The sequence below is a fragment of the Alicyclobacillus fructus genome (genome assembly GCF_017329605.1).
GTDB lineage: Bacteria > Bacillota > Bacilli > Alicyclobacillales > Alicyclobacillaceae > Alicyclobacillus > Alicyclobacillus fructus.
This window is the reverse complement of the sequence record NZ_JAFMTY010000016.1, coordinates 1-21,076: the sequence shown is the minus strand read 5'-3', so window position 1 is coordinate 21,076 and position 21,076 is coordinate 1. Positions and strand designations below refer to the sequence as shown.

Here is a 21,076-nt window from a genome sequence, read left to right as displayed (position 1 = left end):
GGACTTCTCAGAGTCGCTTCATGCGCCAGCCGAGCGTGGGCGCCGGCAACGCCGATGCGGCGGCGACGGGCACGCGCACCAACTGCGACCCGACCTGCACCTGCAGCTCGCCCACGACCTGATTGGGCTGAATCGGCTTCTTCGGATTCAGCAGAACCGCCCGGTACGACTGCTGCACGGGGAGCCCTCCCCAGCCTATGACCTGCACGGATTGCGTCGCGACAAGCGTGACGGGCTTGGCCCAGGGCGCCGACAGCGTCCCGATCGTCTGCCCTGCAGAGATCAGCTGGACGGATCGCAGCGCCTTCTGAGCGTCTTTCGACATTGCGACGGCCGCGTTCAGCGCTTCAGCAAGAGGTTGCGGGCCTTTCTGCCCCAGCACCGCGCCGATGATCAACACCTCGCGGCCGGCGACAACCTTGCGCGCGGCGAACACGAAGCATCCGCCCGCTTCGAGCGTCGATCCCGTCTTGCCCCCGATGATGGTCCCATGCCCGACCACCGAGTCGACGTTATAGACGAGCCCCGCGACAGGCAATTCGGCCTGCGCCTCGCCGACAATCTGGCGAAACACCGGGTTCTGCATCGCGAGCGAGAACAGCTTCATCTGATCGACCGCGTCGCTCTGGCTCGCGGGCGAATAACCGGTGGGATCCGCATAATGCGTCTGGGTCATGCCAAGCTTCTTCGCGGTCGCGTTCATTTCCTGGACGAACGCCTGCACGGAACCGTCGCACCATTTTGCCAGGAGCGTCCCCATGTTGTTCCCGGACGGCAGGAGCAGTCCCTCAAGCGCCTCATACTCCGTGATCTTCTCCCCCGCCGCGACTTTGACCACGGACTGCCCCAAGGCCTTGTCCTGCTGGTACACCTTCACGTCGTCCGGCGTGACGGTGATCGAGGGCCCCTGCTGTCCCAACTGCAGCGGATGTTTCTGCAGCACCAGGTATGCCGTCATCACTTTGGTCACGCTCGCGATAGGCACCGACACCTGAGGTCCGGATGTTCCGAACGTGCCCACGCCGACGGCCATGAGCGCCGCCTCTCCCTGAGCGGGCCACTGGATGACGGGCTTCTCTCCCTGAATCACGCTTGGCAGCGGCGCGGCCACACTTGCTGCCGCCTGCGGAATGGGGCGCAGCCACTGAACGACAGGCACCCCGATGACGATGATGGCAATCACGATGGCAATCACGAAACCGCGCAGACTACGCACACCCATCCTCCTATGCTGCTCTTCGGCCTGTCAGGTCGCAGGCTGTTCAGTCTTGGCGCCGGACTTCGACGCCTCCATCTCGCGCACCAAGCGCTTGTATCGCACGAACATCGCGATGCGCCACGGCAGGAGCATGCCAAACGCCAGGCAGAAGAAGAGCGACCCAGTCTGGTAAACGTCCACATATCGCTCGACCAGGCTGTGCAGCGCGATGCGCACCACCAAGAGCCCAAGCAGGATGTAGATGAACGCCCGGGATCGCTTGAGATAGACGCCATCCTCGCCCACATCAAAATGGCTCGTCGCGATGAGCGGATAGCTGAACATGCATCCCACCAGAAACGCCGCGACGGCGTACAGAATCGGCTCACGCGTGAATGGAAACACATACATCAGGAATCCCGTGCTCATGGCGAGCGGCGGAATGAGGATCTTCCGCGCGTTCGTCGGGCGCTTGGACGCCCGAAGGCGCACGAAGATGACCGTGATGGCAAACACGACGGCGACCACGGTTGCAATCAGCGTGGTGATTTCGCTGTGATTCACGCTCTCCCCTCGCCTTCCTGCGAGATCCGACGAGCTGACATGGTTCGTCCCTTGCTTCAACCATGCGGACTACGTGTGAGTATACCATCAATGACTCAACGCTTTCTTGAACAGCGATCTACAAAACTGCGAACTTTGCGCACAGGCCGCGGCCGATCAACGCGGACCGCCTGGAAATCCTGACAGCGACCTGGTAGAATTCTTTCGGTCACTAAATCAGTTCGTGGCGTCCATCGCGCGAAGGGAGGCGAGTCCGTGGCAGAGCGCTACGCCCATGTTGTCGCGCGCTTCAAGTACGCGATCATCGCCGTTTGGATCCTCGGGGTGGCCATCGCGCACGTGCTGTTGCCGCAGCTCAACGCGATCGTCGCCCACAAGAACACCGCGTTCTTGCCCAATTCGTCGAGTGTCGTGATCGCCAGCAACTGGCTGAAACGAGTCGATCCGTCGCGCCAGTCGGGGTCGAGCGCGGTGGTGGCCCTGTATAACCCGCATGGACTGACGGCAGCGGACGAGGCGTGGTTCACGCAAAAACTGCGTCAGGTGGCCGATCACAAAGAGGCGTACGGCGTGAAGACCGTCACGGCCGCCTACAATCAGTCGCGATCGGTCCAGAACCAATTCTTTAGCGCGGACCATACGGTCGAGATCGCGACCGTCGGCTTTCCGGGAAGCGACGTGTCCAGGGCGACCGACGCATCTCTGAACAAACTCCATCAAATCTTTCAGAATCCTCCGCACGACGCGCAGGTCTTGTTCACGGGCGATACGCCCATCGAAAACGACAATATCAACATCTCGATGGACGGTGCCTCGAAGACGGCGGGTGTGACCGTCGCCCTGGTGCTCGTCATCTTGCTCGTCGTGTTCCGTTCCGCCGTGGCTCCGTTTCTGACGCTCCTCTCGATCGGCCTGTCGTATCTGCTGACGACCAACCTGGTGGCGGTGCTCGCGAACGTCGGGCTGCCGGTCTCGACGTTCACCGACACCTTCCTCATCGCCATCATCTTCGGGGCCGGAACCGACTACAGCATCATTGTGCTCAACCGGTTCCGAGAAGAGGCGAGTCGAGGGCTCGAGCCCGTGGATGCCCTCGCCCGGGCGATGTCGGGTGTGGCCAAGACCGTCGTCTACAGCGCCCTCACCGTCTTTCTCTCGTTCGCGACGCTGTACTTCGCGCGGTTTGGCCTCTTCCGATCCGGCGTCGGCGTCGCGGTCGGCATCGCGGTGACGCTGTTCGCGTGCCTCACGTTCCTCCCGGCGCTCATCATGGCCCTGGGGCGTTATGTGTTCTGGCCGCGGCGGCAACTGGATGGCGCGAGCCACAAACCTTCGCGCATCTGGGATCTGACCGGCAGAACGGCGCTCCGCTACCCGTGGTGGACGCTCGCCGCGGTCCTGGTGGTTCTGACGCCTGTCGCTCTCTCGTTCACCGACCGGCGCACGTTCGATCCGACCTCCGACATCCCGACGGCGCCGTCCGTGGTGGGCTTTCACGTCGTGTCCAAGGCCTTCGGCCCCGGCAAGGTGCTGCCTATGGACGTCGTGATCGACACGCCGGACAATCTTCGCACCCCGGAAGGACTGGCGACCATCGAGCAGGTGTCGGAGTCCCTCGCCAAGCTGCCCTTTGTGCAGCAGGTGCAGAGCGCCACGCGGCCCACGGGCAAGGTCATCTCTGAGTTTGAGCTCGCCAAACAAAACCAGCTCGCCGCGCAGGGCCTTGGCAGAGTGCGGACGGGCCTTCAACAGGTGGCGAGCCACGTCGGCAGTCAGGCGGCGTCTCAGGCGGCGAGCGCGGCCGGCAAGCTCTCGAGCGGCGCAGAGAAACTGGCACAGGCGGGCGGCAAGTTGAGCGGGGGCGCCGCACAGGCCCGGGAGGGCGCGTCCAAGCTGGCCGCCGGCGCGGAAAGCCTGACGAGCGGGGCGTCACAGCTCGCGCAGGCGAACGCGCAATTGGCAGATGGTGCCGCGCAGGTGGCGGCTGGATCGCAACAGGTCGCGCAAGGGGCAGGACGACTGTCCGCGTCCGCGCAGAACATTGCGTCTGGCGAAACGTCGCTTGCGGAAGGTGCGAACCGCGAGGCGCAGGCGGCTGAACAACTCGCCAACGCCATCGCGGCGTGGACGAAGGCGCACCCCGCCGAAGCGGCGGACCCGAACTGGCAACAGATCGTCGCGCTGGCACAGGGCAGCGCGACGGGCGCAGAGCGGACGGCCAAAGCTGCGGATCAATTGGCGAATGGCGCGCGCCAGTGGGCCAACGGCGCGTCCGCGCTGGCCCAAGGCGCCAACCGCGTCGCCACAGGCGCGGGCCAGTTGGCCGACGGAAACCGGCGCGCCGCAGCCGGCGCGGAAAGCCTGGCCTCCGGCCTATCGCAGGTGCAACACGGGGCTTCCTCTTTGGCGCAGGGGCTTGATCAACTGAGCGGAGGCGCGTCGCAGCTTCAGGCAGGACTTGGGCAGTGGGCTCTGGGGGCTTCCCAATTTTCCGCCGGACTGGCGCAGGCCGGCGCAGGGGAAGACGAGCTCCACAGCGCGCTCGTGAAGTTATCGAACGGCGTGGGCCAGGTTCAGTCCGCGCTCGCGAAAAGCGCCGATGCGCAGACGTCGGGCGATCCCGGCTTCTACGTGCCGGCTTCTGCGATCTCGTCCAACGCGAGCCTCCGTCAGGCGCTCGACAGCTACATCTCGCCGGATGGTCACGTGGCGGACATTCGCGTCACGCTCAAGTCCGACCCGTACTCGATGGCGGCGATTGACGAGATGCCTCGGCTCGAGACCGTCGCCCAAGCCGCTTTCACGGCGGCGCCCATTCACGCAGGGCAAGTCGGATTCGCAGGGACGACGCCGACCCAATACGCGCTCAACCAGCTGTCGAATCAGGACTTCGTCCGGATGATGGCGCTCATTCTGGGTTCCATCTTCGTCCTGCTCGTCATCATGCTGAGATCGCTCATCGCGCCTTTGTATGTGATTGTGTCGCTGACCGGGACGTACTTTGTGACCATGGCCTGCCTGCAGTTTGTGGCTGTGGATGTCCTCCACAAGGCGGGCATCAGCTGGACGGTGCCCTTCTTCGCGCTCCTGTTGCTCGTGGCACTGGGCGTCGATTACTCCATCTTCCTGATGTCGCGCTTCGACGAGGAACTGAGGCGCCATCCGGAGCTCAACCTTCGCAGCGCCATGCTGTACGCCATGCGGCAGATGGGCAACGTGGTCTTTTCCGCCGCAGCCATCATGGCGGGCACGTTCGGCTCGATGTCGGTGTCCGGCGTCACCACGCTGGTCGAGATCGGCCTGTCGGTGATCATCGGCCTCGCGCTGTACGCGCTCATCGTCCTGGCGCTGTTTGTTCCCGCCTGCACCGCCATCGTGGGGCAGGCGCACTTCTGGCCCTTCCGCAGCGTGTCGCGCGAAGAACGCGAACTCTCGCTGCCGGAGGAAGCCGCGCTGGAATAAGAGGCGTTCCAACTTCTCCTGTCGTCCACTTGGAGATGCCTCTCTACGCGGACAGCCCAAGGGCCACCTGCGCGGACATTCGCTCATAGGTGGCCCTTGGATTCAAGCGCGCCGTTCCGCGCGCCTGACATCAGCCTCATCTGCACATCAGCCGAGCTCCGCGCCGGCGTCGCGCGCCTGACAGGCGGGACAAATGCCATGAAAAACGAGGTCCGATCCCACCACGCGGTATCCGGTCTGGCGACTCAGTTCGCTCATCCAGTCGCCGGGCAGATCTCGTTCAAACTCGGCAATGGCCCCGCATCGGTCGCAGACCACGTGAACGTGCTCGTGCGTGTTGGCATCGTACCGGCTCGCCGATTCCCCGATTTTGACCTCTCGAAGCAACCCCTTTTCGGTCAGGTAACGAAGGGCGTTGTACACCGTTGCATACGCGTAACGATGCCCGCTTGCCTTCAATCGTTCCATGATTTCGTTCGCCGTCGGGTGGTCAGGCGATGCCTGCACAATATCGAAAACGGCCCGCCGCTGCGCCGTCCAATTGACCCCTTTGCTCATAGTCAACCCCTCTTTCGTCTCCTCCGCACTATCATAAATCAAGACCCGTTCACTTGCGACGCCTTGCGTGGATATAGATTTAGATTTATATTAAGTCTAACACCGAAACTCATATTGAGGTGATGAAGATGACGGATCGCCCAATGACGCGCGAAACCGGCGCGCCCGTTTACGACGATCAGCATTCCAGGACCGCGGGTCCCCGGGGCCCGGTCACGCTTGAAGATGTTCATCTGATTGAAAAACTGGCCCACTTTAACCGCGAGCGAATTCCGGAACGAGTCGTTCACGCCAAAGGCGCAGGCGCTTACGGCTACTTCGAAGTCACGCACGACGTGCGCCGTTACACGAAGGCAGCTTTTCTGAGTGAAATTGGCAAGCGCACGGAGGTCTTTGTCCGCTTTTCCACGGTCGGCGGGGAACAGGGATCAGCCGACACGGAGCGCGATCCGCGCGGCTTCGCGGTGAAATTTTACACGGAAGAAGGCAATTACGATCTCGTCGGGAACAACACCCCGGTGTTCTTTATTCGGGATCCGCTCAAGTTCCCGGACTTCATTCACACCCAAAAGCGCCATCCGCAGACGCATCTGAAGGACCCCAACATGATGTGGGACTTCTGGAGCTTGACGCCGGAATCCATGCACCAAGTGCTCATTCTCTTTTCGAATCGCGGCACGCCCTACGGATATCGGCACATGCATGGCTTCGGCTCTCACACGTTTTCCTGGATCAACGACGAGGGAGAGATCGTGTGGGTCAAATATCACTTCCTCACGGATCAGGGCATCCGCAACTTTCGGCGGCACGAGGCCGTGGAGATGGCGGGCCGCGATCCGGACTTCGCGACTCGCGATCTTTACGACGCGATCGAACAAGGGAACTTCCCCTCATGGACGCTCTACGTTCAAATCATGCCGTTTCAAGACGCCGAGGCCTACGCTTTCGATCCGTTTGACGTGACGAAGGTGTGGTTGCACGGCGACTACCCGCTCATCCCGGTCGGCAAGTTGGTATTGAACCGCAATCCGCGGAACTATTTCGCAGAGGTCGAACAGGCCGCCTTCTCGCCCGCGAATGTGGTGCCTGGCATCGGATTCTCGCCAGACAAGATGCTGCAAGGTCGGCTGTTCGCCTATGGGGATGCCCACCGATACCGTCTGGGCGCCAACTATAACTTGCTGCCCGTCAATCGTCCGCACGCCACTTCCGCCCAGAACTATCAGCGAGACGGCGCCATGCGCTTCGATGACAATGGCGGCGGCAGCGTCAACTACTATCCCAATCGGTTTGGCGAACCGGCGCCGACGGAGCGCGCACGTGGCCCGGAATATCCCGTGCATGGGCTGGTGGGCCACCACGAATATCGCGATCGCGACTTTTACACGCAGCCCCGCAAGCTGTACCGCCTGCTTCCGCCGGCTGAGCAGGCGGATCTGATCGACAACCTCGCGGCGTCGCTGCGTCAGGTGGAACCAGACATCGTCGAGCGACAGATGTATCACTTTGAACAAATCGACCCGGAGCTCGCGAAGCGAGTGTCGGAGTCTCTGGCGAGAGCTTGACCGCACCCACGATTCCAAACCAAGGGACGCCCGGTCCTGTAGGTCCGGGCGTCCCTTGGTCCGCGGTGTGGCATCGTTCGAACGCGCTTCACCACTCGGACTGCGCGTCGCGCACCCAGCGGTCGACGCAATCGTCGCAAAGCCTCTCCCATTCGCGCTCTTCCCATGGCCTGCACGGTTCCGGAATCTCCGAGCCACACAGGACGCATGTGGTGGTCTCAGCCGTCTTCTGCATTTCTCACCACTCCCGTCGGAATCGCGTCTCTTGGATTGAGACCGATCATAGCACGGGAGGGGGGAATTTTCAACCGAATGTTCAGAATATGCAGTTTCCATCCGCGCGCTGCCGCGTCTTCTGCGGCAGCGAGGCACGGCTGCACGAGGGCCCCCGTGCAGCCGACCTCCCGCACAGCCGTGCGCATCCATCTACAGCAACCCGTAGGAGACCAACACGTCGCGCAATTTTGCGGACAGTTCTTCACCCGGCAAGGCCAGCGGCGGCCGCACCACGGGGCGGATTTTCCCCATCATCGCCAGGCACGCCTTCACGGGCCCGGGATTCGTCTCCCAGAACAGGGCTTCGTTCAACTCCGCAAGGTAAAAATGCAGATCCATCGCTTCCTGCCATCGCCCTGCCGCGACGAGATCGTACAACCGAGCCACTTCCCTCGGCATGAGATTCGCCGTGGCGCTGATATGGCCGGCACCTCCCAAGGCGAGCATCGGATAGCACAGAAGCTCAATTCCGGAGTAAACCAGGAAATCCCGCCCGCATGCCTGAAACACGCGCGTGACCTGCTCGAAGTCCTTGTTGGACTCCTTGACGCCCACAATATTGCGGCAATCGCGCTTGAGCCGCGCCATCGTCGTGGGCTCGAGATTCACACCGGTTCGACCGGGAATGTTGTACAGGATGATGGGCATGTTCACGCTGTCCGCCACCGCGCGAAAGTGCCGATAGAGCCCCTCCTGCGAAGGGCGATTGTAGTACGGGACAATCACGAGCGCGGCGTCCGCCCCCAGCTTTTCCGCCGTCTTCGTCAGGCGCAGCGTTTCCGCGTGATTCGTCGATCCCGTCCCGAGGACCACAGGCACGCGCCCGCGCACGGCGTTCACCGTAACCTCGAACAGATATTCGCGCTCCTCCACGGTGAGGGAACTCGGCTCCCCGGTCGTTCCCGCACACGAGATCCCGTGCGATCCACTTTCGATTTGCCACTCGATCAAATCGCGATACGCCTTCTCATCAAACGATCCGTCATCGAGAAACGGTGTCACCATCGGCACAATGGATCCCTTCAGGCGATCGCGCACGTCGCCACCGGCTGTCATGAGCTTCCCCCTTTTCCTGACGACCATGTTTCATTTGATGTACCCAGCTGCGCGCGCGTCGGTCAGGCCGGAGACCTCAACCGGCGCTCTGCGCTCCCAATCCATGACGCTCGACCCGTCCCGCCACCAGCTCTCCGGCGTCTGATGGCCCCACAACGTCTGCCGCCTAGGATCGGTCGCGCTCCAGCGGATGGGCCGATGATCGGGATCCACCGTCAGATAATCCGACGTGTAGAGTTCGATTCGGTGGCCGTCGGGATCGCGCAGATACAGGAAGAACGCGTTCGAGATGCCATGTCTGCCCGGTCCGCGTTCGATGTGCTCATGCATCTCCGCACCGCCCAGAATGTCGCACGCGCGAATGATGCTCCCCATGTCGTCCATCCAAAATCCCAGGTGATGAAGGCGAGGCCCCCTTCCCTCCATGAGGGCGAGATCGTGCACGTTGCCCTTTCGGTGAAGCCAGACGGCCTTGACGCTCTTCGGCTCATCATCCGTTTCCACATACTCCGTGACGCGGAAACCGAAATCCGTGCGCCACATGGACTCGCAGCGGGCGAGGTCCGGGACGAAACAGTTGAAATGATCGAGTCTGCGGACACCCGCCCCCTTGTGCAGGTGATACTTCTGAAGCAGGCACTCGGCGGGCTCCATCTCCGCGTAAAATTCGAGTGGGAATCCGAATGGATCTTGCACGCGCAGCGCCCGGCCCTGACCAGGTTCATGTCCGTCCTCGACGAAATGGAACCGACAGCCGCGAGCTTCGAAGTAGGCCGCAATGCCCTCCAGATCCTCGTCCGCCTCCACCCGAAACGCGAGGTGGCCGAGCATGGGCACATCCGATTGCGTCAGGATGAGGCTGTGATGATGCCGCTCTTCAACGCCGCGAAGAAACAGCTGTCCGTCCCGTTCCTCCGTGACGACGAAACCGAGGACGTCTTCGTAGAATCGGCGCGAGGCGTCGAGGTCGCGCACCAGGAGCTCGGCGTGACCAGCCCGGACAACGGAATACGGAAGCGTCTGTCTCACTGGACCTCACCGTCCAAGAACGCCTTCACACGGGACACATACTCGGTCTTATCGTAGGAATCGTAGAGCGCGCCGTACATCCGGACGGGATCGCCGAAGAAGAAGCGCTCGTACAAGACCTGGCGGGAGCCAAAGCTCGAGAGCGCGGCATCCCAGGCCAGGCGGAACAGCTTGAGCCGGTGATACGCGTCGATGTTGCGTCCTTGCAGGAATCGCTCCAAGTCGCCGCGAATCTCGGCATTCCAGTCCGCCTCGGTGGGAATGGCCATAAGTCCGCTGGCGCCAAGTTGTTGGATGATCTCGACGAGGCGAGGATACGTTTTGGGAAACAGATTCCGGGCCGCGTTCAGCGGAGCCCATGCTGGCGTCATGACGCCGTACTCGTCCAGTTCGGCATCAGCTTCCGACGCCCGCAAAAACGCTTTCATGGTCTCCAGCGCGAGGATGAGCTCCGCAACCTTCTCTTTCACGTGCTGGAACTGGGCAATGCCGATGGCATCGACCATGGCCTCCGCGAGCCCGAGCAGAAATTCACACTTGGCGATATTTTTATGCACCACCTGATACGTCATGTGCACGACGGCGTGCGTCGCCTGATGCAGCTGATTGCACCGATCCGCGTCCTCGAGGAGGAAGATGCGATCCCACGGGACGAGGACGTCGTCGAAGACGACGATGGCATCCATCTCTTCGAAGCGGGAGCCGAGCGGGTGATCAAAGTGGGACCGCCCGTAATCGAAGCTCTCGCGGCAGATATACCGCAACCCAGGTGTCGAACTGGGAATGGCAAAGGCGAACGAATACGGCGCGTCCTCCTCCGTGTTGCGGAGAACGGTCGAGGGAAACACCAGGATTTCATCCGCAATGGGCCCTTGCGTGGCCAGAAGCCTGGCGCCGCGAATCACGACGCCGCGGCTCGTCTTCTCCACCACGCGTGCCGCGATGTAGGGATCCTGAAGTTTTCCGACGCTCACGGATCGGTTGACCTGCGGCGCAATGAGGGTATGGGTGAGCGTGAGATCGCGTTCGCGCGCGTATTGGTAGTAGGCTTGGATGTTTTCCGCGTACGATGGGTGATTGCCCGCAAAGTAAGCGCTTGCTTGCGACATGGCCGTGATGGCGACGTTCAGGTAGTCGGACGTCCGCCCCATCATCCCGAAGGTCGCGCGGGCCCACCGCTGCATCATGCGCCCCCGCTTGACGAGATCCTCGCGCGATCTCGGCACAAGCCAGGACAAGCCGTAACGCTTGCCGCCTTCCTCGTACGTCATCTCATCGCGCAGGGCGGGATGGCACTGCATGTCGTACAATCTCGCCATGCTCTCAATGACATTGCGAAAGGCGGGATGTTCCGAAATCTTGCCTTCGACCCGCTGGCCGTGAATCCACACCTCACGGGGTTCCGCGTTCAGCCGCTCCACATATTCCGCTCCGCTCTTCGCTCCCATGGCATGTCACCTCATCCTGTGATGGCTCAGCTTTGCGCCCCGGCGTTCGACGCGCCGAAACGCGGAATGGGATGCTGTCCAAGCGCGACGTGCACCGTCTTCCACTCGGTGTAAAATTCGAAGCTGTAGTGTCCACCTTCGCGCCCCACGCCGCTTTGCTTCATGCCGCCGAACGGCGTGCGCAAGTCGCGGACATTCTGCGAATTGATCCAAGCCATGCCCGATTCAATCCGCCGTGCGACTCGGTGCGCGCGCTCAAGGTCCCGCGTCCAAATATATGCCGCCAGTCCGTATGGCACGCCGTTCGCTAAACGAATTGCCTCCTCCTCGGTCGCAAACGGAATGGACACGAGAACCGGGCCAAAGATCTCTTCCTGGGCGATGCGCATGTCGTTGCGGACGCCGACGAAGAGCGTCGGCCGGACGAAGTTGCCGCGCTTGAGTTCTGCAGGCACCTCGCCTCCCACTGCCATGACGGCGCCCTCCTGCCGGCCGATCTCGAGATACGCCTCCACCCTGCGCTTGTGCTCCGGATGAATCAGCGGCCCGACTTCCGTGGCCGGATCGAGCGGGTGGCCGAGGCGAATCTGCCGCACGCGCTCCGCAAGGCGAGCCTCAAACTCTTCCCGGATGACTTCCTCGACGAGCAGACGCGATCCCGCCGTACACCGCTCCCCGTTCAGCGAATAGACGCCAAACACCACGGCATCCAAGGCCCTGTCGAGATCGGCGTCGGCAAACACGACCACGGGCGACTTCCCTCCGAGCTCCATCGAAAAGCGCTTCAACGCGTCCGCGCCGTTCTTCATAATGATCCGCCCCGTGGTCGTCTCACCCGTGAAGGAGATGAGAGGTACCTTGGGATGCCGGACCAGCGCATCGCCCGCCACCTCGCCGAACCCGTGGACGACGTTCAGCACGCCCGGCGGGAGATCCACCTCCTGCATGATCTCGGCGAGCTTGGTCGCCGTGAGAGGGGACCATTCGGCGGGTTTCAGCACGGCGGTGTTCCCTGCGGCAAGGCACGGGGCAATTTTCCAGGTCGCCAACATGAGCGGCGTGTTCCAAGGCGTGATGAGCCCCGCGACGCCCACCGGGACGCGGATGGCGTAGTTGAGGAATTGTTCGCCGACGGGAAACGTCTCACCGGTCATGCGCGTGGCCATTTCCGCGAAGAAACGGAAGTTTTCAGCTGCACGCGCAGCCTGCCCCCGCGCCTGCGAGATGGGCAGGCCCGTGTCGGCGACCTCCAAGCGGGCGAGCTCTTCTCCGTGCCGCTCGATGGCATCCGCGATGCGCAAGAGGTATCGGGCCCGATCTTTGGCGCTCATCCTGCCCCAGGGCCCATCGTGAAAGGCGCGGTGAGCGGCTTCCACCGCCCGGTCCACGTCCGTGGCCGTGCCCTCGGCAACCTGGGTCAACACCTCATTCGTCGTCGGATTCAGCGTATCGAACCATCCGCCCTCCACACTCTCCACGAACTGCCCATCGATAAAGTGAAGCGCGGGCCCGGAGATCGATTCGAACTCGAGCTTCGTGTCCCGTTCGCGCTGATCCACCTGGTTCATGACGACGCCCCCTCTGCCACCACCGGATTCTTGAGCCGGCCAATGCCTTCGATTTCAATTTCGATCACGTCCCCGGGCGTCACGGGCGATATGCCGGCGGGCGTGCCCGTGAGGATCACGTCTCCCGGATACAACGTCGCGAAGGAACTGATGAACGAGATGATGTCATCCATTCGGAAGATCAGATCCTTGGTGTTACCCTGTTGCCGCACGGCCCCGTTGACGTAGGTCCGAATGGCGAGCCGGTGCGGATCGGCCACATCGGCAGCATCGACCCACCAGGGCCCGATGGGTCCGAACGTGTCAAATCCTTTCGCTCGGATGGGCGGCCGGTACAGATTGCCCACGAAGTCGCGTACCGTCACATCGTTTGCGATGGTGTAGCCCAGGACGTGATCCATGGCGCGATCCGGCCGGATCCTTCGCCCCGCTCGGCCGATGATGACCGCTAGTTCCGCCTCGTAGTGCATGTACGATACGCCGGCGGGATACACGATGGGGGACAGGTGTCCGATGAGCGAGCTGTTCGGCTTGATGAACAACACGGGCTCCTTGGGTTTTTCCAGGTTCAGTTCCACGGCGTGATCGGCATAGTTCAGGGCGAGCCCATAGACAGTCCTCGGCACGAGCGGCGGAAGCCAGGTCACGCCGTCGATGGGGACGACGCTGCCCTGTTCATCCAGGAGCACGTCGCCCTCGAAGATGCCTTCACGAATCCGTCCCTGGTGGATGAACCTCGCGTGACGCACGATACCACTCCTTCCGCTCCGCCACCATGCGGTGGTGTTGTTCGTTCCAGCGCCGGAACGCCTCCAGCGTGGCCAGTCGGTGTTGACGGGCAAACCGCTCCACGGCCTCTTCTCCGATGTCCACCGCCATGAGTTGAATCAGCTTATCATGCTCCGCGATGCTGTCACTGGCGCGGTGCGGGATGAGATTGAAGACGGAGACCCGCATCGCATCCATTCGCTCGCGAACCGCGTGAATTTCATCCACGAGGTAGCGATTCGGGCACCGGCGCAGAATGATCTCGTGAAACTGTTGATTGAGCCGGCTGTAAAGCGTGAGATCGAAGTCCGAGCGGGCCTGGCGCATCGCCTCGTTGGTTTCGCGCAACGCCTGAAAGTCGTCATCCGTGAGGCTTCGGTACGCCTGCGCCGTGGCGTAGCCCTCCAACACCGCGAGCACCGAAAGGCAATCTTCATACATCCTCGCGTCGATGCGCGTCACCTTCGCGCCGCTGAACCGCTCCACCTCCACGAAGCCCTCCGCTTCCAGGCGGCGAATGGCCTCGCGGATGGGTATCGCACTCACCCCCAACTCTTTGGCGACGCGATCGATCACGATGCGATATCCAGGCCCGTAGGTCCCGTCGAGAATTCTCTGCTTCAGCGTGTGATACGCAACCTGTTGTTTGCTCGGCATGTGTTTGGTCATGTCACCATCGTATACGATTTCCTATGTCTGCGAAAGCGCAACTTTGCCGCGCTACGGCGAGATTTCCTCGAGGATCTTGCCTCGGGATGAAATGCCGCCGAGGGCGATGAAAGCCGCCACGAGGAGGAACGCCGACATGGTCACAAAACCGCCCGTGACGCCTAGCGCAGGGATGTACGGAGCGATGGCCCACAGTCCGACCCCTGCCCCGATGTGACCGGCTCCGTCGACGAGCGCGAAACCGCTCGTTCGGGCGCGCGCCGGAAAGTTCTCCGCAGTCCATGCGTAAAAGACCGGCACCCACACGTTTTGCCCGAAGAAGAGCACCACGGCGCCGAGATACGAGATGGCCAGGTGGTGACCCGCCACCCCCACCACCAACCCTCCTGCGATGGTGAGCAGCGCAGAGATGAGCAAATACGTCTTTCGCTCCATCGCCTCTCCGGCGACATACGCGGCGATGCCTGCGAGCAACATGCCGACGACGCCCACGGCCACAATGAGCCCGGCCTCGCTGGGCGGATACCCTGCTCCCACGAGCAACGTGGTCATGCCGGCCGAAAATCCATAGACCGTGACGTAACTGAAGAGCCAAACGAAGAAAAGCAGGAATACGCGCTTTCGGTAGACTGGACTCGTCAGCAGTTCCCCGTAAGGAGCCGAGGAATCCGCGGTTCGAGCCATCGGAGGGGACGTTTGATCAGGTTCATTCGCATCGGCGCCCGCGCGCGATTCCATGTCCGCGACGATGATCTCCGCTTCTTCGATCCTGCCCTTGGCCGCGAGCCACCTCGGCGATTCGGGCAGTTCGACGCGCAAGAGAAGCGCGATCAGCGCGAGCACAGCGCCAATGTAGTACATCAGGCGCCAGCCCCAGTTGAACGACGGGGAGGCCAACGCAAAAGGCAAGCCCTGTGGGAACGGCGCGCTCGGCGTCGTAAGCCATAGGCCGAGCCAAATTCCGACCAACGCGCCAATACCGGAGAAGATGAAGAGCCCCGAGGTATACTTTGCACGAGCCCGACGAGGCGAAACTTCGCTCATGTAAGTGTTGACCACCGCGAGGTCCGCCGCGACCCCCACGCCTGTGATCCCGCGCGCAACGACGAACCACCCATCACTCGTGGCGAACGCCGTGAACAGCGAACCCAAGCCCGTGATGAACATGGTGACCATCAACATCCGCCTTCGCCCCACCCGGTCCGCGAGCGGGCTGAGCGCGAGCGTACCGATGACATAGCCGAGCAAATTCGCAAAGATAGGAAGACCGATGTAGCGGCTCGCGTTTTCCGGGGTTGCACCCGGGATGATGGCCATTGCCGTCTGCACGAATGACACGTTCACGTCGAAGATGTCATAGAACGTGAAGAGATAACCGAGACCTATGACAAAGAACAACCGTCTCGGGAGGGGCCACGCCTTGAGCCTCTCCATGCGAGACAACACGCCCGCCGCGCTCGAAAGAGGCACGCCAGTGCCCATGAACATTTCCCTCCTTTAGATGAACGGAGCGCGATGACTGCGAGCTATCCCATTCGATTTCCTATACGATTTTGCCCAAGCAGGGCTGCGACGAGCTCTCCCCCACGAGCGATGTGTAGCGCCCTCGCCAGAACACGAGGGGAGAGCCTTCTCCGTCCGGCTGGTAAATGTCTTCCACGCGGCCGATCACGATGACGTGATCGCCAGCAGGATACTGGGCGAACCGTTCGCAGGACAGCGCGGCAAGGCAATCGTCCAAGCGAACCGACGGGCCGAACGGAATGAAGCTCCCGCTCCACTCGCCGTCGGATCCGGCGAAGTGGCGCGACACGGGTTCCTGATGATGCGCCAGCAGATTGATTGTAAACGCTTTCGAAGAGGACAAGAGTTGAGCCATTTTGCTCCGCAGGTCCACGCACACGAGCACCAACGGAGGCTCGAGCGACACCGACGTGAACGAATTGGCGGTCATTCCGTGCACCTGACCATCGACCACGGTCGTCACCACGGTCACCCCGGTGGTGAACAGCCCGCATGCGCGCCGAAATGTCTTCGCATCCACCTCGGGCATTCTCCCGTCCCTCCCTTCATGGCGCTCCCTCAGGCTGTCGCGTCGTCGGCGGCGTTGCTCAACTGCACTGAGGGCTGTGTGCTTATCATATATGATTTCATACACTCCGTCAATTCGCATTTTGGACCGCGCTGTGAGCCCGGCTTCGACACTTCGTAGTCATACAAAAGTCCCACGAACGCTCGCCCATGCGGGTTCGTGGGACGTGTGGATGACTTGTGTAGCGTCGACAACCCTCGTGCCCGAGGTTCCATCCGCAGAATGCTTAGCAGCTTGTCAATCCGCAGAGACCGCAGAGTCGCACCTCGGTCGTCTCCCTTGGCTGCACGACCATGCCGTCCGGCGTGCGCTTCGTCACCTGACGCCTGGTTGTCGCGGCGGGCCTCCGTAATACAGGCGCATGCCTGCGGATAAGTCCAGCAAGCCGCACCGCAGTAGGATTCCACATCCATGAGTCCACCTGCTATGTTGAGAAGAGGAGTGCGGCTCTTTTTTATCGCCCCGATCCATGACGATTTTAGCAACCACTATTCTGGATTTTAGCCTTATTACCACCATTATCACCGAAAGTAGAAACCGGCGTTTTCCCTGATCCAATTTCAGGAATAGGAAGCACCGCCAAGCCACCGAGAATTCCGATAACGCCCAACAAGATATAAAGGAAAGGATATCCGCCAATGGCGATGAGGAACGGGGCAAAGAAGGGCGTCAGAGATTGCGGCAGTGCATTGGCGATGTTGATGACACCCAAGTCTTTTGCCGTGTCTTCTGGGTTCGGTAGCACGCGAGTGACAAGGGCGAGGTCGACTGCCATATAAGTACCCGTACCGATCCCCATAATTGCGTTGGCGAGCTCAACAACCCCGAAACTGTGCGCAAATGCCATCACGATAAGGCCAAGGGACATAACGGTTCCGGATATGATAACAAACGGTTTTTGCTTCCCAACCTTGTCGGACAAATATCCGCCGATGATGCTAAATACAATCGTACCACCTGCTGAAATCAGCGTGAGTAGCAAGACCTTTTCGGGTAACTCAGCTGTACTGTAGCCGAATTTTTGCGTCAAGAACACGGAGTTGTAGGTTGTCGCAGTAGCAGCGATCATCACCAAAAAGCGCGCAAGCCATGCCCATGCAAAACTCGCATGTTTCTTTGGGTTGGGGATGATATTCCATACGCTAAATCCTTTTGCTTTTTGAACAACGCCCGTGAATTTGCCTTCTTTGATCAGCACAACCCCGATGACTGCAGAAATCACAGCAAGTATGGCCATCGAACCCCATTGCATAATCGCCGTACCGTGACTGAGCATATTCACAAGTTGCAAACCAATTAACTCACCTGCGTAAATGGACATTCCAAAAGAGCCAGAGATAGTGCTTCGTTTTTCTTCTGGTACCTGATCCGCGACCAGAGCTGTTGTTGCGGCATATGATATGTTAAATAGTGCTTGGCACAGACACCATAGGACACCAACGGCAAGAACGCTTCTTGCAAGTCCGATGCCCAGCATCGATGCAGCGAGTCCGATGGCACCAATCAAGAGCCACGTTCTTCGACGCCCAAAAGCAAGTCTCGTTCTATCACTGAGCCATCCGCCGAGCGGATTGAAGACCAAAGCGAACAACGCACCGATTCCTGTAATGGTTCCGAAATCCTGCGTTAAATGTTGTGGTGAAATGGATTGCAATTTAATAGTTAACAAAACTAGAATCGGAGTCAGAATGGCTGTCCATAAACCAACACCAGAGAGAATCAAACCGACAAAAAGTCGTTTAAATGGTGTGACTTGTTGATCCATATATGTGTGCCCTCCTCATATTACACGCTGTGAACCGCGCTCTGAACTTCTGAAGGGCCAAGCGCGCCAGAATAGAACGCCTCATCGCGCAGCGGCCCATGGCCGCGCCATCCCGGTCGCACAGCGGAAAGCGCGGCCGCACCGGTCAACGATTGTCCCCTGCCCCGCTCCCCGAGCGGTTTTGCGCCTCCCGCAGCATCTCCAGAATGCGGCCGATCTCGTCCCTCGGCACGCCGAACAGCGTGGGAACGCGGCCGATGGCCGTGAAGCGCAGGAACGCCTCCAGGGTCGGATTTCCCTCGACCTCGCTACCCAGCGGCGACCCGGCGAGCTTCTCTTGGAGCAGCTCGCGCAGCACGGGCCCCGTGACGGGATCGGCGAGCAGATCCCCGAGGGTCGCATTCGCATGGACTTCGACGGGGCGCGGCGGCGCCGTGGATTCCACGCGCACCTCCGCTTCGAGCCGCAGGTCGCGCGAGGACGCGCCCGCGCGGAGCCGGTAGGTCCCCGTCTGCACCCTGAACTCGCCGTCCCGGACGTCAAAGTGCGCAAACGCCCGTTTGTCGAGCGTCAACGTCACCGTCTTCATCTCCCCCGGCCGCAACTCCACCTTGGCAAACGCGCGCAATTCGCGGACAGGCCGGATCACGCCCGGCGTCTCAGGCTCGACGTACAGCTGGACGACCTCCTTGCCCTCGCGCGCACCCGTGTTGCGGATGTCGATCTCGACCGTCAGCGGCTCATCGTCACGCACACTCGTTTTGGAGATGCGGATGGCCTCGTACGCAAACGTCGTATACGAAAGCCCGTGACCAAAGGGGAACAGCACGTCCAAGTCTTTCGTGTCGTAGTACCGGTAGCCGACGAAGATCCCCTCGCGGTACTCGACGCGATCGCCTTCGCCAGGGAAAAACGGATGTGACGGATTGTGCTCCAGCCGAACGGGGAACGTCTCCGACAGCTTGCCGGACGGGTTGACGGCGCCGGACAAGATGTCCGCGATGGCCCCGCCAAACGCTTGACCCGCGAGATAGGCCTCGATGACGGCCGGCACGCGATGGATCCAGGGCATCTCCACGGGAGCGCCGTTCGACAGCACGACCACCGTGTGGGGCTGAACGGACGCCACGGCTTCAATGAGGGCCACGTGCGCGTCCGGCATGCGCATGTGGGCGCGATCGTACCCTTCCGACTCCCAAGACTCCGGCAACCCCGCGAAGATGACGGCAATGTCGGCCTGACGGGCCACGTTCACGGCTTCCTCGATGAGCTCGGGGCGAGGCGCGTCATCGTCGAGCGCATATCCGGGCGCGTAGACAACCGCGTCCGCGCCAAACGTGTGGCGGAGTTCGGCAAGCGGTTCGTCCAGGCGCGCCGGATTCACGTGCGAGCTCCCGCCTCCCTGATATCGCGGCGAGACCGCAAAGGCCCCGATGACCGCCATCCGCTGGCCATGCGCTATCGGCAGGATATCTCCGTCGTTTTTCAACAGCACCATCGACTCCGCCGCAACTTGGCGAGCCAGTCGGTGATGGGCATCCCAATCGACGGGCGGTCCCGCTTCTTCTCGGTACGCGCGATCCACGAGCGTCAACAACCGCTCCACCGCCGCATCCAGCACCGACTCAGACAGCCGACCTTCGCGGACGGCTTTCACAATTTCGCCATCCTGAGCATAGAGGCCGCCAGGCATCTCGAGGTCCAGTCCCGCGGCGAGCCCTTGGACGCGATCGTTCACGGCGCCCCAGTCGGACACCACCACGCCGTCGAATCCCCAGTCGTCGCGCAGGACTTGGGTCAGAAGCCAGGGATTCTCCGAGCAGTAGGTGCCGTTCAAGCGATTGTAGGCGCACATGACGGTCCACGGCCGGCCGCCCTTGACGGCGCCCTCAAAACTCGCGAGATAAATCTCGCGCAGCGCCCGCTCGTCGACTTCGGCACTCGTCGTCATGCGACGGTATTCCTGGTTGTTGGCGGCGAAATGCTTCAGCGAAGTTCCGACGCCGCGCGACTGCACGCCGCGAATGTGGGCCGCCGCCATGGAGCCCGAGAGGAGCGGATCTTCGGAAAAGTACTCGAAATTGCGCCCGCATAGCGGCGATCGCTTGATGTTGGCGCCAGGTCCCAGCAGCACGTGCACGCCGAGGGCGCGGCACTCATCGCCGAGCGCCTGGCCGACGCGTTCGACAAGAGCGGGATCCCAGGAGCTGGCGAGCGTAGCGGCGGTGGGAAAGCAAGTCGCCGGCTCCGAATCGGTGAACGATCCGCCCGGCCGCTGCAATCGAACGCCATGCGGACCGTCGGTCAGGCGGAGGGACGGAATGCCGAGACGCTCGACGGGCTTGGTCTGCCAAAAGTTGAGCCCCGAGCAGAGCGATGCTTTTTCCTCAAGGGTGAGCTGCGAAATCAAACCGCGAAATGACATGGATTTCTCTCCTTTACTTTCGTATTTCTAGTTTCTTCCTGTGTCATAGAGCACTTGCTCGATTCACAAGCGCCCTATCAAAGGCGTAAGCCTGTTCGTCGTATGCCGCGAGGCCCTGAAACCGCAGAACCAAAATCGCAGCGAGGGAGGAGATACTGGTGACAACCGCAAGGTCGTCCACCTTACGAGCGGGATCGAGGATAGCCACCTGTTCGGGAAGCAAGACGACAATCAGCCCGGCGTACGTCATGAAAAAGACCCAAGTAGGACGTGCCAAGAGAAGCAAACAACACATTCCGCCGCGCAGCGGACGTGATGAACGCGCTTTCCTGTGGCTGTGGCGTCACATGGACCTCCATACGATGCACCATCCCCTTTCACGGAGCCCTGCGTGGTGCGGATAAGCAGTGGTTTGCAACCGCTTTCGCCCTTTGACGTCAATCTAGCGCGCAGGCAACGAGCCATCTAGAATATTTCTCAGATGAACGGTACGAATCTCATCCAAAGTGAGGCGGTAACCATGGAAGCATCCATCCCGACTTCGACACTTCGTAGTCATACAAAGTCCCACGAACCCTTTGCCCATGCAGGTTCGTGGGACCTGTGGATAACTCGTGTAGTGTCTACAGCCCT

Annotated in this window: 18 protein-coding genes; 2 read left to right on the top strand and 16 right to left on the bottom strand. The window is 61.3% G+C overall.

The window, feature by feature from the left end; translation table 11 throughout:
* Window positions 1-7: 7 nt before the first annotated feature.
* Window positions 8-1,222 (bottom strand): D-alanyl-D-alanine carboxypeptidase family protein, encoded by a 1,215-nt coding sequence (locus J3481_RS09305; RefSeq protein ID WP_236011487.1) that lies wholly within the window; start codon window positions 1,220-1,222, stop codon window positions 8-10.
* A 24-nt stretch (window positions 1,223-1,246) separates the two neighbouring features.
* Window positions 1,247-1,762, bottom strand: coding sequence for a CcdC family protein (locus J3481_RS09300; protein WP_206831802.1), 516 nt, complete (start codon window positions 1,760-1,762; stop codon window positions 1,247-1,249).
* A 255-nt stretch (window positions 1,763-2,017) separates the two neighbouring features.
* Between J3481_RS09300 and J3481_RS09295 the strand changes: the two genes are divergently transcribed.
* Complete coding sequence (locus J3481_RS09295) at window positions 2,018-5,224, top strand: MMPL family transporter (RefSeq protein WP_206831803.1); 3,207 nt, start codon at window positions 2,018-2,020, stop codon at window positions 5,222-5,224.
* Window positions 5,225-5,371: 147 nt separating this feature from the next.
* Here J3481_RS09295 and J3481_RS09290 read toward each other — a convergent pair whose 3' ends face one another.
* A complete protein-coding gene (locus J3481_RS09290) occupies window positions 5,372-5,782 on the bottom strand; it encodes a Fur family transcriptional regulator (protein ID WP_206831804.1) in 411 nt (136 codons plus the stop codon).
* Between the two features lie 128 nt (window positions 5,783-5,910).
* On the opposite strand from J3481_RS09290, the gene J3481_RS09285 reads away from it, so the two are divergent.
* Entirely contained in the window at window positions 5,911-7,347 is a 1,437-nt protein-coding gene (locus J3481_RS09285; protein ID WP_206831805.1) for a catalase, read from the top strand.
* An 88-nt stretch (window positions 7,348-7,435) separates the two neighbouring features.
* On the opposite strand, the gene J3481_RS09280 is transcribed toward J3481_RS09285, so the two are convergent.
* The 13 genes from J3481_RS09280 to J3481_RS09220 all read right to left on the bottom strand — a co-directional run bounded on the left by J3481_RS09280 (window position 7,436) and on the right by J3481_RS09220 (window position 20,693).
* A complete protein-coding gene (locus J3481_RS09280; RefSeq protein ID WP_206831806.1) occupies window positions 7,436-7,582 on the bottom strand; it encodes a hypothetical protein in 147 nt (48 codons plus the stop codon).
* Window positions 7,583-7,773: 191 nt separating this feature from the next.
* Window positions 7,774-8,679 (bottom strand): 2,4-dihydroxyhept-2-ene-1,7-dioic acid aldolase, encoded by a 906-nt coding sequence (hpaI, locus tag J3481_RS09275; RefSeq protein ID WP_206831807.1) that lies wholly within the window; start codon window positions 8,677-8,679, stop codon window positions 7,774-7,776.
* Window positions 8,680-8,709: 30 nt separating this feature from the next.
* Complete coding sequence (gene hpaD, locus J3481_RS09270; protein ID WP_206831808.1) at window positions 8,710-9,708, bottom strand: 3,4-dihydroxyphenylacetate 2,3-dioxygenase; 999 nt, start codon at window positions 9,706-9,708, stop codon at window positions 8,710-8,712.
* A complete protein-coding gene (gene hpaB, locus J3481_RS09265) occupies window positions 9,705-11,156 on the bottom strand; it encodes a 4-hydroxyphenylacetate 3-monooxygenase, oxygenase component (protein ID WP_206831809.1) in 1,452 nt (483 codons plus the stop codon). Before hpaB ends, hpaD begins: the two co-directional genes overlap by 4 nt.
* Before the next feature lie 26 nt (window positions 11,157-11,182).
* The gene (hpaE, locus tag J3481_RS09260; RefSeq protein ID WP_236011486.1) at window positions 11,183-12,724 is read right to left on the bottom strand and encodes a 5-carboxymethyl-2-hydroxymuconate semialdehyde dehydrogenase; all 1,542 of its coding nucleotides are present in this window, start codon (window positions 12,722-12,724) and stop codon (window positions 11,183-11,185) included.
* A complete protein-coding gene (locus J3481_RS09255) occupies window positions 12,721-13,473 on the bottom strand; it encodes a fumarylacetoacetate hydrolase family protein (RefSeq protein ID WP_206831810.1) in 753 nt (250 codons plus the stop codon). Before J3481_RS09255 ends, hpaE begins: the two co-directional genes overlap by 4 nt.
* Window positions 13,433-14,161 carry a GntR family transcriptional regulator gene (locus J3481_RS09250; RefSeq protein ID WP_206831811.1) on the bottom strand — a complete coding sequence of 243 codons (729 nt, stop codon included), beginning with the start codon at window positions 14,159-14,161 and terminating at the stop codon, window positions 13,433-13,435. Before J3481_RS09250 ends, J3481_RS09255 begins: the two co-directional genes overlap by 41 nt.
* A 51-nt stretch (window positions 14,162-14,212) precedes the next feature.
* Complete coding sequence (locus J3481_RS09245; RefSeq protein ID WP_206831812.1) at window positions 14,213-15,643, bottom strand: MFS transporter; 1,431 nt, start codon at window positions 15,641-15,643, stop codon at window positions 14,213-14,215.
* A 61-nt stretch (window positions 15,644-15,704) separates the two neighbouring features.
* Window positions 15,705-16,214, bottom strand: coding sequence for a flavin reductase family protein (locus J3481_RS09240; RefSeq protein ID WP_206831813.1), 510 nt, complete (start codon window positions 16,212-16,214; stop codon window positions 15,705-15,707).
* Window positions 16,215-16,479: 265 nt separating this feature from the next.
* Window positions 16,480-16,662, bottom strand: a complete 183-nt coding sequence (locus J3481_RS09235) for a hypothetical protein (protein ID WP_206831814.1) — start codon at window positions 16,660-16,662, stop codon at window positions 16,480-16,482.
* Between the two features lie 69 nt (window positions 16,663-16,731).
* Window positions 16,732-18,018, bottom strand: a complete 1,287-nt coding sequence (locus J3481_RS09230) for an MFS transporter (RefSeq protein WP_206831815.1) — start codon at window positions 18,016-18,018, stop codon at window positions 16,732-16,734.
* 145 nt (window positions 18,019-18,163) lie between these two features.
* A complete protein-coding gene (locus J3481_RS09225) occupies window positions 18,164-20,443 on the bottom strand; it encodes a glycoside hydrolase family 3 C-terminal domain-containing protein (RefSeq protein ID WP_206831816.1) in 2,280 nt (759 codons plus the stop codon).
* A gap of 43 nt (window positions 20,444-20,486) precedes the next feature.
* Window positions 20,487-20,693, bottom strand: a complete 207-nt coding sequence (locus tag J3481_RS09220; protein WP_206831817.1) for a hypothetical protein — start codon at window positions 20,691-20,693, stop codon at window positions 20,487-20,489.
* Window positions 20,694-21,076: the final 383 nt, after the last annotated feature.

What these genes read in the sequence shown, in the direction of transcription:
- J3481_RS09230 (WP_206831815.1), bottom strand. Translation starts at nt 18,018, where the DNA reads ATGGATCAACAAGTCACACCATTTAAACGACTTTTTGTCGGTTTGATT.
- J3481_RS09235 (WP_206831814.1), bottom strand. Translation starts at nt 16,662, where the DNA reads ATGTGGAATCCTACTGCGGTGCGGCTTGCTGGACTTATCCGCAGGCAT.
- J3481_RS09225 (WP_206831816.1), bottom strand. Translation starts at nt 20,443, where the DNA reads ATGTCATTTCGCGGTTTGATTTCGCAGCTCACCCTTGAGGAAAAAGCA.
- J3481_RS09285 (WP_206831805.1), top strand. Translation starts at nt 5,911, where the DNA reads ATGACGGATCGCCCAATGACGCGCGAAACCGGCGCGCCCGTTTACGAC.
- J3481_RS09250 (WP_206831811.1), bottom strand. Translation starts at nt 14,161, where the DNA reads ATGACCAAACACATGCCGAGCAAACAACAGGTTGCGTATCACACGCTG.
- J3481_RS09305 (WP_236011487.1), bottom strand. Translation starts at nt 1,222, where the DNA reads ATGGGTGTGCGTAGTCTGCGCGGTTTCGTGATTGCCATCGTGATTGCC.
- J3481_RS09290 (WP_206831804.1), bottom strand. Translation starts at nt 5,782, where the DNA reads ATGAGCAAAGGGGTCAATTGGACGGCGCAGCGGCGGGCCGTTTTCGAT.
- J3481_RS09240 (WP_206831813.1), bottom strand. Translation starts at nt 16,214, where the DNA reads ATGCCCGAGGTGGATGCGAAGACATTTCGGCGCGCATGCGGGCTGTTC.
- hpaI (WP_206831807.1), bottom strand. Translation starts at nt 8,679, where the DNA reads ATGACAGCCGGTGGCGACGTGCGCGATCGCCTGAAGGGATCCATTGTG.
- J3481_RS09220 (WP_206831817.1), bottom strand. Translation starts at nt 20,693, where the DNA reads ATGACGTACGCCGGGCTGATTGTCGTCTTGCTTCCCGAACAGGTGGCT.
- J3481_RS09245 (WP_206831812.1), bottom strand. Translation starts at nt 15,643, where the DNA reads ATGGGCACTGGCGTGCCTCTTTCGAGCGCGGCGGGCGTGTTGTCTCGC.
- hpaB (WP_206831809.1), bottom strand. Translation starts at nt 11,156, where the DNA reads ATGGGAGCGAAGAGCGGAGCGGAATATGTGGAGCGGCTGAACGCGGAA.
- hpaE (WP_236011486.1), bottom strand. Translation starts at nt 12,724, where the DNA reads ATGAACCAGGTGGATCAGCGCGAACGGGACACGAAGCTCGAGTTCGAA.
- J3481_RS09280 (WP_206831806.1), bottom strand. Translation starts at nt 7,582, where the DNA reads ATGCAGAAGACGGCTGAGACCACCACATGCGTCCTGTGTGGCTCGGAG.